Source organism: Sphingobium sp. (assembly GCA_023266575.1).
GTDB lineage: Bacteria > Pseudomonadota > Alphaproteobacteria > Sphingomonadales > Sphingomonadaceae > Sphingobium.
Genome location: JAHFPV010000009.1, coordinates 49,157 through 65,658, shown reverse-complemented (window position 1 = coordinate 65,658; position 16,502 = coordinate 49,157). Strand labels below are relative to the sequence as shown.

Sequence of the window (16,502 nt, the reverse complement as noted above, 5' to 3'; positions counted from 1 at the left end):
CTCTGTCCTATCGCATCACACCCGGCTAGGATGCGTTGCCGACTTTGCAAAAGTTACGACAATAGGAAATCTTATGTCTCATTTGCCGGGAAAAGTGCGAAGTTAAGCGCCAGCGCCCCCTCGACTCACCGCCCCGCTGATGATTAAGGCAAGCGCGATGACCAGCCTGCCCGATCCTTCCCAACCCCTCGATGCGCAGGCCGCCGCCCGCGCCTTCGACCTGCTGTTCGACGCCGACCTGCGCGAAGCCGACATCGCCGCCTTCCTTGTCGCCATGGCCCGGCGCGGCGAGACAGCGATCGAGATTGCCGCCGCCGCCCGCGCCATGCGCGCCCGGATGATCCCGGTCACGGCCCCCGCAGGCGCGATCGACGTGTGCGGCACCGGGGGCGACGGGCACCACACCCTCAACGTTTCGACCGCCGTGTCGCTGGTCGTCGCCGCTGCTGGCGTACCCGTCGCCAAACATGGCAACCGCGCGGCATCGTCCAAGGCAGGCGCCGCCGACACATTGGAAGCGCTCGGTCTCAACCTCGACCGCGCAGCCGCCAGCGCTGAAAAGACGCTGGCGGAGATCGGCATCTGTTTCCTGTTCGCGCAAAATTACCACCCCGCGCTCAAGCGGCTCGGCCCGATCCGCAAGGCGATCGGCGAGCGCACCATCTTCAACCTGATGGGTCCGCTCGCCAATCCCGCGGGCGTGCGCCGTCAGCTCGTCGGCATCGCCCGCCCCGCCTATGTCCCCATCTACGCGCAGGCGCTGGCCGAACTGGGCGTCGATCGCGCGATGATCGTGTCAGGGGACGAGGGGCTGGACGAATTGTCGCTGGCGGGCGGCAACGATATCGCCGAAGTCGCAGGCCATGGCGTCGTTGCGATGCGCCGCCTGTCTGCTGCCGATCTGGGCCTTGCCACCCACCCGGTCGATGCGATCCGCGGGGGCGATGCGGCCCATAATGCCGCTGCCCTGCGCGCGCTGCTGCAAGGCGAACCGGGTCCCTATCGCGATGCGGTGCTGCTCAATGCCGCCGCTGCCCTTGTCGTGGCCGATGCGGTGGCCGATCTTAAGGAAGGCGTAGAAGAAGCGGCTGAGACGATCGACCGTGGCCTTGCCAACGCCCTGCTCAATTGCTGGATTGCCTATCAATGACCAACAAGCTGATCGAAATTTGCGATTTCAAGCGCGAGGATGTCGCCCGGCGCAAGACCATAACGTCGCTGTCGTCGCTCCACGCCCGCGCCAGCGAACAGACGCCCCCGCGCGGCTTTCGCAAGGCGCTGGATGACGCTGCCCTCTCCGGCTTCGGCCTGATCGCGGAGATCAAGAAGGCCAGCCCGTCCAAAGGCCTGATCCGCGCCGATTTCGATCCGCCCGCCCATGCCCAGGCCTACGCCGCGGGCGGCGCGGCCTGCCTGTCGGTGCTGACCGACGAACCCTATTTTCAGGGCCATGACGATTATCTGATGGCCGCCCGCTCAGCCTGCGCCATCCCGGTGCTGCGCAAGGATTTCATCGTCGATCCCTGGCAGATCCTCGAAAGCCGTTCGCTCGGCGCCGACGCCATCCTGATCATCGTCGCCGCACTGGACGACGGACAGATGGCGGAGATTGAGGACGCGGCGCTCGGCCTGGGCATGGATGCGCTGATCGAAGTGCATGACGAAGCCGAAATGGAACGCGCGCTCAAATTGCGATCGCGCCTGATCGGCGTGAACAACCGCGACCTGCGCGACTTCTCCGTGGACTTCGCGCGCACCTATGAACTGGTGGGCAAGGCACCGGCGGGCTACACCTTCGTTGCCGAAAGCGGCCTCACCAGCCATGCCGACCTGACCGCCATGGCCGATCATGGTGTGCGCTGCTTCCTGGTCGGCGAAACGCTGATGCGGCAGGCCGATGTCGAGGCGGCGACGCTCAACCTGCTGACCGGCGCGTGACCGGCCTCACCCATCTCGACGCCGACGGTGCGGCGCGCATGGTCGATGTGTCGGCCAAGGCGGTGACCGCGCGCGAAGCGATTGCCAGTGGCCGGATCGACATGATCGCGGACGCCGCCGCCGCGATCGCGCAGGGGTTGGTCAAGAAGGGTGACGTGCTGGCGGTCGCGCGGGTCGCTGGCATCATGGCGGCCAAGCGCACCGCCGACCTGATCCCGCTCTGCCACCCGATCGCGTTGAGCGCCGTCAACATCGACTTTGATCTGGACGAAAGCGGAGTCACCGTCACCGCCACCGCCCGCACCGCTGGCCAGACCGGGGTGGAGATGGAGGCGCTGACCGCTGCCTCGGTCGCGTTGCTCACCGTCTACGACATGGCCAAGGCGCTCGATAAGGGCATGATTATCGGCAATGTCCGCCTGATCGCCAAGAGCGGCGGCAAGTCAGGCGACTGGCGCGCGGCATGAGCCTGCTGCCCGTCGCCGAAGCACAGGCGCGCCTGTTTGCGCTCGCGTCGCGATTACCGGCGGAGGAAGCACCCGTTGCCGCCTGCACCGGGCGCTGGCTGGCAAGCGATGTGCTGGCGCTGCGCAACCAGCCCTGGGCCGATCTGTCCGCGATGGACGGTTATGCCGTGCGCGCCGCAGAGTGGCCCGGACCATGGCGGGTCACTGGCGAAAGCGCGGCGGGCGGCTGTGTCCCTGCCCCGCTGGCCCCAGGAGAGGCGTGCCGCATCTTCACCGGCGCTCCACTGCCCGCTGGAGCCGACACGATCCTGATCCAGGAAAATGCGACCCGCGATGGCGATCGACTGGCGGCCAGCGACGATCCTTTGCCGGTTGGCCGCAACGTCCGCCCGGCGGCATCGGACTTCGCCCTGAACGATCGGTTGCTGGCGGCAGGAACTGCCCTCACCCCTGCCCGCATCGCGCTGGCCGTTCTGGGTGGCCATGGCGCGCTTCCCGTGGGGCGGCGGCCCAAGGTCGCGCTGATCTCCACCGGCAACGAACTCGTCCCGCCCGGCGCACCGACCCCGGCGGGCAGCCTGCCCTCCTCCAACGCAGCAATGCTGGGGGCGATGCTGGCCGCCCTGCCGTGCAACGTCATCGACCTGGGCATCGTCCCCGACGATCTCGACGCCATGACGGCGGCGCTACAACAGGCCACATCGGCGGACATCATCGTCTCTACCGGCGGCGCATCGGTCGGCGATCATGACATGGTCCGCCCGGCCTTTGCGCAGGCTGGCGGCGCGCTCGATTTCTGGAAGATCAAGATGCGGCCCGGCAAGCCGCTGATGGCCGGAACCTTGGGAGACGCCGTATTTCTGGGCCTGCCCGGCAATCCGGTATCGGCGTTCGCCACCGCGACCCTGTTCCTGCTGCCGCTGGTGCGCCATCGCGCCGGATCGACGGCCCCGCTCCCGCGCATGACGCAGGCGCGCCTGGCCGCACCGCTGCCCGCCACGGGTGATCGCGACGATTATCTGCGCGCCTATCGGGGTGAGGCTGGCATCGTCTCGGTCACGTCACAGGACAGCGCCGCCACCGCCGCCATGGCAATGGCCGACTGCCTGATCCTGCGACCGGCCGACTCACCTTCTGCGGCCACGGGCGACATGGTCAGCATCCTGCCACTGATGGACTGAAGGTTCAGTTCTACTGCCGTTGACGCGGTGGATTGGCGACAAGAACGACCGCGCGTTGCTCGCTTGACTCGCCTCCTTCCGTTTCCTATGTGTTCCTTATACGTTCCATGGAGGACCGCAGGCATGTTGACCCTCAAGCAGCAGGAATTGCTGAGTTTCATCCAGACCCGGCTGGAGGAAGGCGGTGTGTCCCCTTCTTTCGAGGAGATGAAGGATGCGCTCGACCTGCGATCCAAGTCCGGCATCCACCGGCTGATCAACGCGCTGGAAGAACGCGGCTTCATCCGCCGCCTGCCCAACCGCGCCCGCGCGCTGGAGGTGCTGAAGCTCCCCGACGCCATGCATCGCGCGCCTGCACCGGTCGCCCCGGCCAAGCCGCAACTGGCCCCCAGCCTGCCCGTCGCTGCCAATGACGTGATCGAAATCCCGCTGCACGGCCGCATCGCCGCCGGTGTCCCGATCGAGGCGATGGAGGGACAGAATATGTTGTCCGTCCCTGCCGCCTTGCTGGGGGCAGGCGACCATTATGCGCTGGAAGTGTCGGGCGATTCGATGATGGAAGCGGGCATCCTCGACGGCGACTTCGCGCTGATCCAGCGCACCGACACCGCTCGCGAAGGCCAGATCGTCGTCGCCCTGATCGATGACGCAGAAGCCACGCTCAAATATTTCCGCCGCGAAGGGCAGCGCGTCCGGCTCGATCCCGCCAACAGCGCCTATGAACCGCAACTCTATGATTCGCGGCAGGTGCGGATACAGGGCAAGCTGGCAGGACTGCTGCGTCGCTATAATTGAGGTGCAGGAGGGCGGCGGCGCGGCGTGGCGATCCAGGGATGGGCATCGCCTGCCGCCCGCACCGTGCTAACCCGCGCATCGTCCAGGTCGATGGCAATGCCGCCGGTTCGCGCGAGGAGCCGCCGGTCGATCTTCAACCAGCGCGGGCGGCACCAAGTGGGCAGTCCGCGATCCGCAATAACAATATCGGCGGCGGCACATTCCCGGCTGAACAAAGCCCGTTCGACCAGCATGTCGCTGCGAGTGGCCAACACATGCCAGCGCCGCCCGCCCGCCTGCATCCCGACAGCACATAAATCCTTGGAACAGCGCGCCTGCGGCAGGTCCGCCATCGCGTCTAGCGGACCGTCATAGCCTGCACTCTCCGCCAGCGTATCGCGCACATAATCGCCCGCCCCCGCGCGCAACAACGCCATCCCGCCGCCTGCCGTCCGCACCGCGACATGGCGTCCATCGCCTGTCACCAATATGTCGGGCGGTGACAGCAACAACACGCCCATCACGCCGATCGCCACCGTTCCAAGCCCCAGCCAACGCCACCCGCTACGCCACAACAGGCACCACAGCAGCCCGCCGATCATCAGCGCGAACAGCCAGGATGGCACCGCCGGCGTCAGCATCGTCGCCATCGGACTGGCCGCCACGCCATGCGCGATCAACAGCACCAGGTTCAGCGCCTGTGCCGTCATCCACCAGAGAGGCGCGCCCAGACCCACAAGATCGAACAGCAACGCCAGTGCCTCCAGCGGCATGACGACAAAGGTGGTCAGCGGGATCGCAACCAGATTGGCGAACGCCCCCAGCATCCCGGCTTTATGAAAATGGAACAGCGCGATCGGCATCAGCACCAGCTCGACCGCAATGCCGGTCATCAGCGTAGCGCCCAACACCCGCCCCGCCTTGCGCACCATATTCTCGTCCCGCGCGCTGGCAAAAGCGCGAAAGCGCGGATGCTCGGCCAGCGCGACCAGCGCGGTGACCGCGGCAAAGCTCATCTGGAAACTCGGCCCCGTCACCGCTTCGGGCCAGAAAGCCAGCACGATCAGCGCCCCCACCGCCACCAGCCGCAGCGTGATCGCGTCGCGTCCCAGCGCCAGCCCGCCCAGCACCAGCAGCGCCGCGATACAGGAACGCAGCGTCGGCACCTCCGCCCCGGTCAGCAGCGTGTAGCCGATCCCCGCCAGCGCGCCGCCCGCCGCCGCGATCAGCATCAGCGGCCAGTCCAGCGCCGCCCGCTGACTGAGCGCCATCACCCGCATCAGCAGGAAAATCACCGCGCCGATCAGCGCGGTCACATGCAACCCGCTGATCGACAGCAGGTGCGCCAACCCACTGCGCCGCATAGCCTCCGCATCCGCCTCCGCAATCGCGCCCTGATCCCCGGTCGCCAGCGCGACAGCGATCCCCTGAGCCGGGCCATCGACCTGCTCGCGAATATGCGCGAACAGGCGCACCCGCAGCGGTGGCGGGGCGGTCGATGGTTGCAGAACCTCCACCGGACGCAGCGCCTTGCCAGTCGCGCCAATCCCCTGAAAATAGGCGCGCGCGGCAAAATCATAGCCTCCCGGCACGCTGGGCGGCGCGGGCGGCATCAATCGCGCACGAAAGCGGATCACCGCCTCCTCGCCCAATCCCGCCGGAACGTCCGCCTCGGCTATGTTGACCCGGATCACGCCCGGCAGGCCCGGCGCATCCACCGGACGCAGCATAGCCCGCACCATCTTTTGCGCGGGAACGGGCCGAACCGCCATCACCTCGCCCGTCACCACGGTAAAGACGGCCCGCGCCAGCGGCGGCTGCCCCAGCAGCACCGCCTTCCCCCAGATCAGCGCGCAACCGATACAGGCCAGCATCCCGCCCGCCACGATCATCCGCCGCAACCGTGCGCCGTCTGGCAGCAGCACCCCAACGCACGCCAGCGCCAGCGCACCGCAACAAAAGGCCAGCCACCCCATCCGGTCGGGTAATAGGAACCAGGCAGTGATGCCGATCCCCAGCCCGATCGGCGCCCATAATGGCACCTGCTCGCGCTCCACCTCCAGCCAGCTTTCCACCTTGGCAAACGCACCGCGCGGCCACGCCGCAGCCCCCCGCCAAAGGGAGGTTTGTCGTGGCTCAAAAGCCATGCTAGGGGGCGACGCATTCATGGAACAGGCAGGACGAATGTCAGCGAATATGACGGCAAGTGCAACGGGAATGAGCAAGCCGGTGGTGACCCGTTTCGCGCCATCGCCGACCGGGTTCCTGCATATCGGCGGCGCCCGCACCGCCCTGTTCAATTGGCTGTTCGCCCGTCACCATGGCGGCAAATTCCTGCTGCGGATCGAGGATACCGACCGCGCCCGTTCCACCGATGAAGCGGTTGCCGCGATTTTCGACGGGCTGGACTGGCTCGGCCTGAGCGGCGATGAACCGGCCGTTTTCCAGTTCGCTCGCACCCCCCGCCATGCCGAAGTCGCCAATGCGATGCTGGCGAACGGCCATGCCTATAAATGCTATGCGACCCCGGAAGAGCTGGCCGAACTGCGCGAACAGCAGCGCGCCGCCAAGCAGCCGATGCGCTATGATGGCCGTTGGCGCGACCGCTCGCCTGACGAAGCGCCCGAAGGCGCGCCCTTTGTCATCCGCCTGAAAGCCCCGCGCGAAGGCGAAACGGTGATCGAGGATGCAGTCCAGGGCCGCGTCGTCGTGCAGAATGCCGAACTGGACGACATGATCCTGCTGCGCTCGGACGGCACGCCCACCTATATGCTGGCCGTCGTGGTCGATGATAACGACATGGGCGTCACCCATGTCATTCGCGGTGACGATCATCTCAACAACGCCTTCCGCCAGCTATGCATCATAAGAGCGATGGAGTGGGAAGAGCCGGTCTATGCCCATATCCCGCTGATCCACGGATCGGATGGCGCGAAACTGTCCAAGCGCCATGGCGCACTCGGCGTCGACGCCTATCGCGACGATATGGGGATGCTGCCCGAAGCGGTGCTGAACTATCTGCTGCGGCTGGGCTGGGGCCATGGTGATGAGGAGATAATTCCCATCGCGCGCGCCATCGAGCTGTTCGATATCAGCGGCGTCGGCCGATCGCCTTCGCGTTTCGACATCAAAAAGCTGGAAAATCTCAACGGCCATTATCTGCGCGAAGCGGACGACTCACGCCTCGCCGCGCTGGTCGCCCCGCGTGTCGCAGCACGTCTGGACCGCGCCCTGCCAGAAACTGGCCTCTCCTTGCTGACGGCCGCCATGCCATCGCTCAAGCCCCGCGCCAAAACGCTTAACGAAATTGCCGAGGGCGCCGAATTTCTGTTCAAAAATTGCCCGCTGGATTTTGACGAAAAGGCATTGGCTCTGCTAGACGACTCGGCGCGCGCGCTGCTGGGCAAGACAGCCGACGCTTTGCGGCCAGTCCAATCATGGACGGTCGAGGCGATCGAGGACGCAATTCGCCGCGTGGCAGAGGATGCTGGCCTGGGGCTGGGCAAGGTGGCGCAGCCGCTCCGGACGGCACTCACCGGGCGCACCGTCTCGCCGGGTATTTTTGATGTCCTCTTCCTGCTGGGGAAAGAGGGGAGCTTGGAACGGTTGACCGATGTTGGGCACGCATCGGTTGGCTGATGGCATACAAGGAGAACAATATGTCGGATAACAAAGCCACTTTGACCGTCGGGGGAGAGACCAAGGACTATGCCGTCATGGACGGTTCGGTCGGCCCGCAGGTCATCGATGTGCGCAAGCTGTACGCCAATACCGGCATGTTCACCTATGATCCGGGCTTTACCTCGACGGCCAGCTGCGAATCCGGCCTGACCTATATCGACGGTGACGAAGGCGTATTGCTGCATCGCGGCTATCCGATCGGCCAGTTGGCCGAAGAATCCAGCTTCATGGAAGTCAGCTACCTGCTGCTGAACGGCGAACTGCCGTCCAAGGCTGAACTGGACGAATTCACCCGCACGATTACGCGCCATACGATGGTCAATGAACAACTCACGACCTTCTATCGCGGCTTCCGTCGTGACGCGCATCCCATGGCGATCATGTGCGGTGTCGTTGGCGCGCTGTCGGCCTTCTATCATGACTCGACCGACATCAACGATCCGGTGCAGCGCAGGATCGCCAGCCACCGCCTGATCGCCAAGATGCCGACGATCGCGGCGATGGCGTATAAATATTCGGTGGGCCAGCCCTTCGTCTATCCGCGTAACGACTTGTCCTACACCGCCAATTTCCTGCGCATGACCTTCTCGGTCCCGGCAGAGGAATATGTCCCCGATCCGGTGATCGTGGACGCCATGGACAAGATCTTCATCCTCCATGCCGACCATGAACAGAATGCATCGACATCTACCGTGCGTCTGGCGGGTTCGTCCGGGGCAAATCCCTTCGCGTGCATCGCGGCGGGCATCGCTTGCCTGTGGGGTCCGGCCCATGGCGGCGCGAACGAAGCCGCGCTCAACATGCTGCGCGAAATTGGCACGGTCGATCGTATTCCCGAATATATCGCCCGCGCCAAGAATAAGGACGATCCGTTCCGCCTGATGGGCTTTGGCCATCGCGTCTATAAAAATTACGATCCCCGCGCGACCGTCATGCAAAAGACCGCCGAGGACGTGCTCAAGACTATGGGCGTGACCGACCCCGTGTTTGACGTCGCGCGTGAACTGGAAAAGATTGCGCTTAGCGATCCCTATTTCATCGAAAAGAAGCTGTTTCCCAACGTCGACTTCTATTCGGGCGTGATCCTGTCGGCCATCGGCTTCCCGACCGAAATGTTCACCGTTCTCTTCGCCCTTGCCCGCACCGTCGGCTGGGTCGCGCAGTGGAACGAAATGATTTCGGACCCAGCGCAGAAAATCGGTCGCCCGCGCCAGCTCTACACCGGCCCGACCCAGCGCGACTATGTGCCGGTCGACAAGCGCTAACACGCCCGACCACACCGAAAATGCAGAACGGCGCTCCCATCAAGGTGCGCCGTTTTTCATGGGATCATAGGCCGGTCGGCAATGACAGGATGAAGCGCGCGCCCTCGCCCGGCGCGCCGCTAATGCGAATATCGCCCCCCATCGCGCGGGCAAGACGGCGGGAGATATAGAGGCCCAGGCCACTGCCCCCGGCATCGTCGCGGCCCAGCCGCTCGAACTTCTCGAAAATCCGCTCGCGATCCGCGACCGCAACCCCCTGCCCCTGGTCGATCACCATGATCCGCGCCTGGCCATGATCGCCTTCAGTAACGATCCGCACTTCACTGCCTTCGGGCGAATAGCGCACCGCATTGCCGATCAGGTTCACCAATATTTGCAGCACCCGGCGAAACTCGCCGATCGCGGGCGTGCTGGCGTCCGCCTCCGGCGCAATGATGCGAATCTGCCGGTCGAGCGCCTTGACCGCCAGCAATCCGGCAGCGCGACGGCCCACATCGGCCAGATCGACATCTTCGGCGATCACGCTGAAATCGGGCCGGTCGATCGCCTGCAAATCGGCCAGATCATCGACCAACGCCATCAGATGCCGACCGGCCGCCGCGATGTCCGTCGCATAATCGGCATAATCGGGACGCAGCGGCCCTTCCAGCTGCGCACTGATCGTATCGGCGTTGGCGATGATCCGCCCTAGCGGCTGGCGCAGCGACCGGTCCAGCCGCTTGCCAAATTCGCCGGGATAGAGCGCGACCGCCGCTTCCTGCTCCATCGGCACGACCACCGTCTGCTCCAGCGGAAAGGCGGTGCCGCGATAGCCGGTCAGTTGTCCGGCCAGATCGAACATGGGAAAACCCGACAGACGAAACGACCGCGCCGGATCGTTGATCAGCGCTGCCGTCTGGTCGCGAAAGGCGCGCCGCTGCGCAAAGGCGCGCAGCATCGCCATGTCGCCATCCTCGTCAGGCAAAAGCTGGAAATAGCCGGAAAAGCGGCTGCCCGGCACCGGCGGATCGGTCGGCAGCGCGCCATGCGCGTCGCTGCCCGCCAGCACCATCTGGAACCGCAACTGCATGTCGATCTGCCAGCTCCAGCCATCGGCCAGCGCGGCAATATCCGCCTCGCGCCGCGCTGTGTCCGCTGGCAGCGCGACCGCAGGCCGCTCATGCCAGTCGATGATCGAGAGGGTCACGCCATCGCTATCGGGCCGCGCCCGCACCCACATATCGATGTCACCATGCTCGGTCGCGGCGATGATCGGCCGCGATACGGTGATGCCCAGCCGGGCCGACAGCCGCGCGATCGCGGCCAGTTGCGGCACGGCCACTGGCCCGCCCAGATCACCCCCCGCCTCGCGCTGAAGCGTCAGCAGGCGCAGGTCTGCGCTCAGCAAAAGGCCGTCGCTGGAGATGGAGGCCCGGATGATCGCAGGATGCGACGGCATGTTCACGCGCCCGTCAACCGGCGCAAATGATCGAGCCGGGAGCGGAAGGCGGGCGGCGAGCGTAGCGCGCTGACGGCCGCATCGGCCTGCATGTCGGTCAGCCCCTGATAGCGCTCCGCCTCTGCCACGATCGCAGCGTCGGACAGGGCCGGGCGCACAGGACGCAACGCCAGCAGCAAATGGCGATAATCAGCGTCCGATCCGCCCAGCGCCCGGCAAAGCATCGCCACCTGCGCCAGCGGTCCCATCACCAATATGTCCGTCGCCTGGACCGTCGTCATGCGCAGCCGCCTTGCCGCCAGCGCCGTAAACAGCAAAAAGCGCCGCTGCCCCAGCGCGATCCCCATCAGTTCCGGCGAATCAGCCAGCTCGCCCATCCGCCGCACCAGGCGGTCGGCCTCGGCAATCGGACTGGCGCTTTCATCATGGTCGGCGAGCAAGGCCCAGCCCGACCGTTCAAACGCCGCCAACATGGCATCGCCCAGATCAGCCGCGCTCCGCTGGACCACCGCCGCCAGACAGGCCGCTGCCGTCCACACCAGTTCGGCAAAATATTCAGCGGGCAGGTCCGGTCGCATCGATCGATCCTCGCCGCCCGTGGCGATCCAGCGTCCCTCCGCCAGCGCCAGCGCGGACAGCGCATCGCCGACCAGCGGATCATCGCCCAGCGCCAACACGCCGCCATCGCCATCTTCCAGCCGCTCGATGTCGGGCTGACCAAATTGCCGCAGCATCAGGCTGACCCCGGCACGCATCTGCATATGCGCCAGCAGCGCCGGTCCGATCAGCGTCGGTTGCGCCTGCACCGTCGGCCAGCATAGCGAGTCAGGCGACCGGGAAAGGATCTGCGCGACATCGGGCGCATGGTCGAGCGACAGCCGCAGCGCCATCTCGATTGCATTGAGGCATCCGCCCAGATGCCGCCGCGTTTCCGCGATCAGCGCATCATGGCGTGCCCGTTCCTCGACCGGGAAGAAGAAAGCCAGATCGATGGCATGGCCAACCGGCACGGCGGACATGCCCGCCATGACTTGCGCCATAGGCCAGCTGTCCGCCATGGCCGCACCGGTAAGGGACGAATAGGCGTTCATACCGGGACCATAGCCCGACGTCCTTAAAATGCACTAAACCCTGGCGGCGAAATATGCTCAGTCGCGCGGGCGCAATATGATCGCCCCGGCCGATGCGATCAGCGCCAGCATCGCCACTCTGATGCCCTGCGCCAGCATCCCGACCAGCCCGGCGACGATCAGCAACAGCAGGACCGTTCCGGGCGTGACGATCATCCATGGCCGGGCATTGCCGGTCCGTCGCCAACGATCCGCCACCAGCATGATCCCCAGCAACAGCGCGAGATCAGCGGCCAGCGTACTGCTGCCCGCCAGCACGATGCCGATCAGCGCCAGCAACGGCGTCACGAACGCCAGCAAGCCCATGGGCGGCGGTCGCAGCGCCAGTTCGTCCAGCCGGTCGGCGATTTCCGCCAATAACAACGCCACCAGCAACAGGGCAAATCCGGTCAACGTCCACAGCAGCTCGACCGGCACCAGCGCGATCGCTCCCAGCGCGATGGCGGCGATCCGCACCTGCATCGCAGGCACCTGCATCCGCATCAGTGCCGGGCTGATCATCCGGGCGAGGGGCGAGAGAAGATAATGTTCAACGCCCCCGCGCGCCCGCGCCGACGACGCACCCGCTGCCGTCACCGCCTGCGCCACCAGATCGGCCTGCTGCTGGGTTTCGATCAGCGCGACCCGCCCTTCGAGCAGATCATCCTGTGACACGGTGACGCGGCGCGCGCCTTTCTGCACCGCCGCGCGCACCAGCGTCAGCGACAAATCCCAGTCGCCGATCATGTCGAGCGTGCCGAACAACAATGTCGGGCTGATCCGCGCCAGCCCGGCCCAGCGTTGTCCGGCGTCGATCCGCTCGAACGGCGTGCTGGCACGGCTGTCGTCCGTGACCAGCAGGGCATTGCCCTCTGCGCTGCCCATCGCTTCGAAATGCGCCTGCGACACGATCGCCCCGTCGGCGACCAGCAGCACGTCGGCATCACGCGGCGCATCCCGCACCATCGACACCATGTCCCGCACCAGCGCGACCGCGATCCCGTCGGCGCTCAGCCGGTCGACGGCCTGCGACAAAGCGGGCGTAATGACGCTCACCAAAATCATGATGCGATCCGCGCCAGCCTGCGCCGCCTGCCGCGCCTGATATTCCACCAGCGTCTGCCCGGCAAAATACAGACTCGCGCGCTGACCCCCGGTCGATTGGCCCCCGGACGAATCGCCCGAAGCCCGGCTGGCGCTGAGAATAGCCGCGAAACTCATATCGTTATGGTATCGACCCGATTGTTGTGCAGCGGGCCTTGTCGCAAGGCTTAGGGCTTCGCGCAAGCGCAGCCGTGCCCGCGTCGCGATTCAGGTCTGTTGCAGCCCCGCCAGCGCCGCGCGCAAACGGCGCAACACGCGCGGATCGCCCGGTGCCGCCTCTGCCGCTTCGTCGGCCAGCGCCATCAGCGCGGTCAGCCCGAAACTGGCCGCCAGCCCTTTCAGCCGCCACGCCGCCAGTTCCCAATTGGCGTCGCACCGCGCCCGCCCCAGCAGGTCGATCTGCCGCTCCGCACTTTCCATGAAGGCGACGCGCAAGTCCGCAATCAGGGCGCTGTCGTCGCCGACGGCTGCGGATAAAGCTGCATGGAGGGCGCCAGGATCATAGGACATAGAGACAGACGCTATCTGGCTTGCGTTAAGTTTTGGTAACAGGGCATTTGCGCGGGCGGAAAAGCTGCTAGGATGCACGCCATGACAGGGGGCAGCACAATCGTCGAGTTTTGGCGCGACGAACCAAGCGCAGCCAGCGATGCGTCGCAGGCGGATGACATTTTACTTTTGAAACAGGCGGCTCTCAACATCGACGAAGATGATTCGGATGATGGCGCGGGCGATGCCTGGGTCAGGCGTGTGCGTGTCGGATTGACCTTGCTTGGCGTCGGCTGGGTCGGCTTTGCCGGCTGGGCGATGGTGGCGTCGGGCGATCTGGCCGGTGGTCCCTTGTTCTGGGCCAATGCCATCGCCACGCTGGTCGTCCCGCTCATCCTGCTTGGCCTGGCTTATCTGCTGTTGATGCGGAACAGCCGCGCCGAATCGCGCCGCTATCTCGACACGGCCCGCGCCCTGCGGACGGAGGCCGATCTGCTCGAACTGCGCCTTGGCCGGATCGCGACCCAGTTGGAAACCGCCCGCCAGTCCATGCAGGATCAGGCCGAATTGCTCGACAGCTATGGCGCGGCCGCCAGCAGTAATATGGAAGCGTCCGCCGAACTGATCGCCAGCCGGTCGCAGGCGACCGCCGACCGCGCCGAATCGGCCGAACGGGCCAGCACAGCGCTCCTTGCCAAGATGGACTCTCTGATCGCGTCGATCCCCGAACTGGAGGACCGCACCGGTCGCATGGCCGCGCAGATCATGGACAATGGCCATGCGCTGGCCGAACGGATCGACACGCTGGAAGCGCGGCTTCATGCACTGGCCGAATTGTCGGACGACGCCCGCGCCCGCACTTTGTCTGCGACCAAGAGCCTGTCGAGCCAGCTTACCCAACTCCAGGAATCGACCCGCGCCGCCAATGAAGAAGTGACCGGCATGGCCGAGATCGCCGCCGGACGCATCGACGCCACCGCGCAGAGCGCGCGGCAGGCGATGGATCGCACCCGTCAGGATATCGAATTGCAGGCAGCGGCCCTGGCAACTTTGGTCGAAACCGCCGGAACCGGCATCGCCAGCACCAGCGAAAGCGTGCGGGCGACGTTGATCCATGATCTCGACACGGCGCAGGCAGATTTGACCGGCCGTCTCGACAACGCTTTGCGCAGCGTGCGCGCCACCATGGCGACGACTGACGAAGGCCTGTCCCGCCGCGCCGAACATCTCGAAGCACTTGTTGCAGCCGCACAGGCCGGGATCGGCAATGTCAGCGAGACCACGCTGTCGACGTTGACGCGGGACATGAATGCCATCGAAACCGACCTGCGCGAACGGCTCGACGCTGCGCTGGCCCGCGCGCAGGAAGCGCTGGCGCTGACCGACGGCAATCTGTCGTCCCAGTCCGCCGCGCTCGAATCGCTGGTTGCCCGGTCGCGCGACAGCCTGGACGCCATTGGCAGCGAAACGGTTACGGGTCTGGCCAACACGATCGGCGACGTCGAAAACCGGCTGCACCAGATCAATGACGTCATGGCGGGGCAGCACAGCCTGATGACCGGTATCCAGGCCGGGCTGGACGAAACGATCACCACGACGGAGACCCGCTTCGCAACGCTGGAGGAAGTGGCCCTTGCCCGCAGCGAACGGTTGACCGAAGCGCTTGCGCGCCTGACCAGCGAAACGCAGCGGATCGACGGCGCGCTGGCCAATGGTGGCATGACCGCCGAAAAGCTGATCGGCTGCGCCGAAACGCTGCTCGTCGCGCTCGATTCGAGCGTGCGCGAACTCGACGAGACCTATCCCGCCGCACTGGAGCGGTTCGACGCCCGGCTGGAACAGAGCCGCGCGCTGCTGGGCAACACGACACCGGAAATGGAGCGGCTGGAGGCGATCTCGCAGGCGCTGGTCGGTCGGGCGGAAGAGGCCGAATCGTTGCTGCGCGGTCAGGGCAGTCGCCTGACCGAATGGCTGGAAAGCACGCAGGGCGGGCTGGAAGCCAATCGCAATCTGGTCGAACGGCTGCGCGTGGCGCTGGACGGCGCGCATCAGGACGCGACTCGCATCACCGAGGGTGCCGGGCCGCTGCTCGTTACTGCCCTGCTGCGCGTCAAGGACACGGCCGATCAGGCGGCCGAGCGCGCGCGTCAGGCGCTGGGTCGCGCCATTCCTGAAGCCGCCCAGGCACTGGCCGACGCCAGTGAACAGGCGATGCAGACCGCCATCGGCGACAAGGTCACGGCGCAGATCGAACAGGTCGCGCGGGTCGCGGAGGACGCGGTCAAGGCCGCACATCAGGCGTCCGAGCGGCTGACCCGCCAGTTGCTGACCATCGCCGACACCAGCGCCAGCGTCGAACAGCGGATCGAGGAAGCCGAGCGCGCGTCCGAAAATCGCGACCGCGACCATTTCGCCCGCCGCTCCGCGCTGCTGATCGAATCGCTAAACAGCACCGCTATCGACGTCGCCAAGATCCTGTCCAACGACGTCACCGACTCAAGCTGGTCGGCCTATCTGAAGGGCGATCGCGGCGTATTCACCCGCCGCGCAGTCAGGCTGCTGGATGCCGGGGAATCGCGGGAAATTGCACTGCATTACGACAATGACCCGGAATTTCGCGATCATGTGAACCGCTATATCCATGATTTTGAAGGGATGCTGCGGATCATCCTGTCGGCGCGCGACGGCAACGCGCTGGGCGTCGCTATCCTCTCATCGGATATGGGCAAACTCTATGTCGCGCTGGCGCAGGCGATCGAGCGGCTGCGCCAGTAAGCGGAGCGGAATTTAGCGCGAATAGCCCGGCAGCATGTCCAGCGTGATCCAGCCCTGCACATAATTGGCGTAATAGAGGCCGAACAGCAAAGCTGACAGCAGCGTCGCTCGAAGCGCCACTACGCCCGGACGGAAATTGCTGGGCGCGCTATCCGCCTGCCCCTTCACCATCCGCTCGCCCGTTTCGTCGGGCGTGCGGATGCCGAAAGGCAGGATGATGAACGCGCTGATCACCCAGAACAGCACATAGATAGCGAAAATGGCGTAGAGGTTCATGGCCG

Annotated in this window: 14 protein-coding genes; 8 read left to right on the top strand and 6 right to left on the bottom strand. The window is 65.7% G+C overall.

The features are described 5' to 3' along the window. Nucleotides 1-157: 157 nt before the first annotated feature. From trpD to lexA, 5 genes are all read left to right on the top strand, one after another. Nucleotides 158-1,150 carry an anthranilate phosphoribosyltransferase gene (gene trpD / locus Q0D44_RS10515; RefSeq protein WP_294136361.1) on the top strand — a complete coding sequence of 331 codons (993 nt, stop codon included), beginning with the start codon at nucleotides 158-160 and terminating at the stop codon, nucleotides 1,148-1,150. Further along, complete coding sequence (gene trpC, locus Q0D44_RS10510; RefSeq protein WP_294136360.1) at nucleotides 1,147-1,938, top strand: indole-3-glycerol phosphate synthase TrpC; 792 nt, start codon at nucleotides 1,147-1,149, stop codon at nucleotides 1,936-1,938. Before trpD ends, trpC begins: the two co-directional genes overlap by 4 nt. Next, a complete protein-coding gene (moaC, locus tag Q0D44_RS10505; protein ID WP_294136358.1) occupies nucleotides 1,935-2,405 on the top strand; it encodes a cyclic pyranopterin monophosphate synthase MoaC in 471 nt (156 codons plus the stop codon). The genes trpC and moaC overlap by 4 nt, the downstream gene beginning before the upstream one ends. After that, complete coding sequence (locus Q0D44_RS10500; protein WP_294136356.1) at nucleotides 2,402-3,586, top strand: molybdopterin molybdotransferase MoeA; 1,185 nt, start codon at nucleotides 2,402-2,404, stop codon at nucleotides 3,584-3,586. The genes moaC and Q0D44_RS10500 overlap by 4 nt, the downstream gene beginning before the upstream one ends. Before the next feature lie 123 nt (nucleotides 3,587-3,709). After that, nucleotides 3,710-4,381, top strand: coding sequence for a transcriptional repressor LexA (gene lexA / locus Q0D44_RS10495; RefSeq protein ID WP_119743830.1), 672 nt, complete (start codon nucleotides 3,710-3,712; stop codon nucleotides 4,379-4,381). Here lexA and Q0D44_RS10490 read toward each other — a convergent pair. Further along, nucleotides 4,372-6,507 carry a ComEC/Rec2 family competence protein gene (locus Q0D44_RS10490; RefSeq protein WP_294136347.1) on the bottom strand — a complete coding sequence of 712 codons (2,136 nt, stop codon included), beginning with the start codon at nucleotides 6,505-6,507 and terminating at the stop codon, nucleotides 4,372-4,374. The two genes, lexA and Q0D44_RS10490, sit on opposite strands and share 10 nt — an antisense overlap. Before the next feature lie 70 nt (nucleotides 6,508-6,577). Here Q0D44_RS10490 and gltX point away from each other — a divergent pair, with 70 nt between their 5' ends. Both gltX and Q0D44_RS10480 read left to right on the top strand, forming a co-directional pair. Further along, complete coding sequence (gltX, locus tag Q0D44_RS10485) at nucleotides 6,578-7,999, top strand: glutamate--tRNA ligase (protein ID WP_294136343.1); 1,422 nt, start codon at nucleotides 6,578-6,580, stop codon at nucleotides 7,997-7,999. Nucleotides 8,000-8,019: 20 nt separating this feature from the next. Further along, nucleotides 8,020-9,306, top strand: a complete 1,287-nt coding sequence (locus Q0D44_RS10480; protein WP_294136341.1) for a citrate synthase — start codon at nucleotides 8,020-8,022, stop codon at nucleotides 9,304-9,306. Nucleotides 9,307-9,370: 64 nt separating this feature from the next. Here Q0D44_RS10480 and Q0D44_RS10475 read toward each other — a convergent pair whose 3' ends face one another. From Q0D44_RS10475 to Q0D44_RS10460, 4 genes are all read right to left on the bottom strand, one after another. Beyond that, complete coding sequence (locus Q0D44_RS10475; RefSeq protein ID WP_294136339.1) at nucleotides 9,371-10,750, bottom strand: HAMP domain-containing sensor histidine kinase; 1,380 nt, start codon at nucleotides 10,748-10,750, stop codon at nucleotides 9,371-9,373. Beyond that, the gene (locus tag Q0D44_RS10470; protein WP_294136338.1) at nucleotides 10,747-11,835 is read right to left on the bottom strand and encodes a DUF2336 domain-containing protein; all 1,089 of its coding nucleotides are present in this window, start codon (nucleotides 11,833-11,835) and stop codon (nucleotides 10,747-10,749) included. The genes Q0D44_RS10475 and Q0D44_RS10470 overlap by 4 nt, the downstream gene beginning before the upstream one ends. 57 nt (nucleotides 11,836-11,892) lie before the next feature. Then, on the bottom strand, nucleotides 11,893-13,074 hold the full coding sequence (locus Q0D44_RS10465; RefSeq protein WP_294136336.1) for a hypothetical protein: 1,182 nt from the start codon (nucleotides 13,072-13,074) through the stop codon (nucleotides 11,893-11,895). A gap of 90 nt (nucleotides 13,075-13,164) precedes the next feature. Next, entirely contained in the window at nucleotides 13,165-13,467 is a 303-nt protein-coding gene (locus Q0D44_RS10460) for a hypothetical protein (RefSeq protein WP_017184587.1), read from the bottom strand. A gap of 81 nt (nucleotides 13,468-13,548) precedes the next feature. On the opposite strand from Q0D44_RS10460, the gene Q0D44_RS10455 reads away from it, so the two are divergent. Then, nucleotides 13,549-16,221, top strand: a complete 2,673-nt coding sequence (locus Q0D44_RS10455; protein WP_294136333.1) for a hypothetical protein — start codon at nucleotides 13,549-13,551, stop codon at nucleotides 16,219-16,221. A 12-nt stretch (nucleotides 16,222-16,233) separates the two neighbouring features. Here the strand turns inward: Q0D44_RS10455 and Q0D44_RS10450 are convergent, their stop codons facing one another. Beyond that, nucleotides 16,234-16,497, bottom strand: a complete 264-nt coding sequence (locus Q0D44_RS10450; protein WP_217672160.1) for a DUF1467 family protein — start codon at nucleotides 16,495-16,497, stop codon at nucleotides 16,234-16,236. Nucleotides 16,498-16,502: the final 5 nt, after the last annotated feature.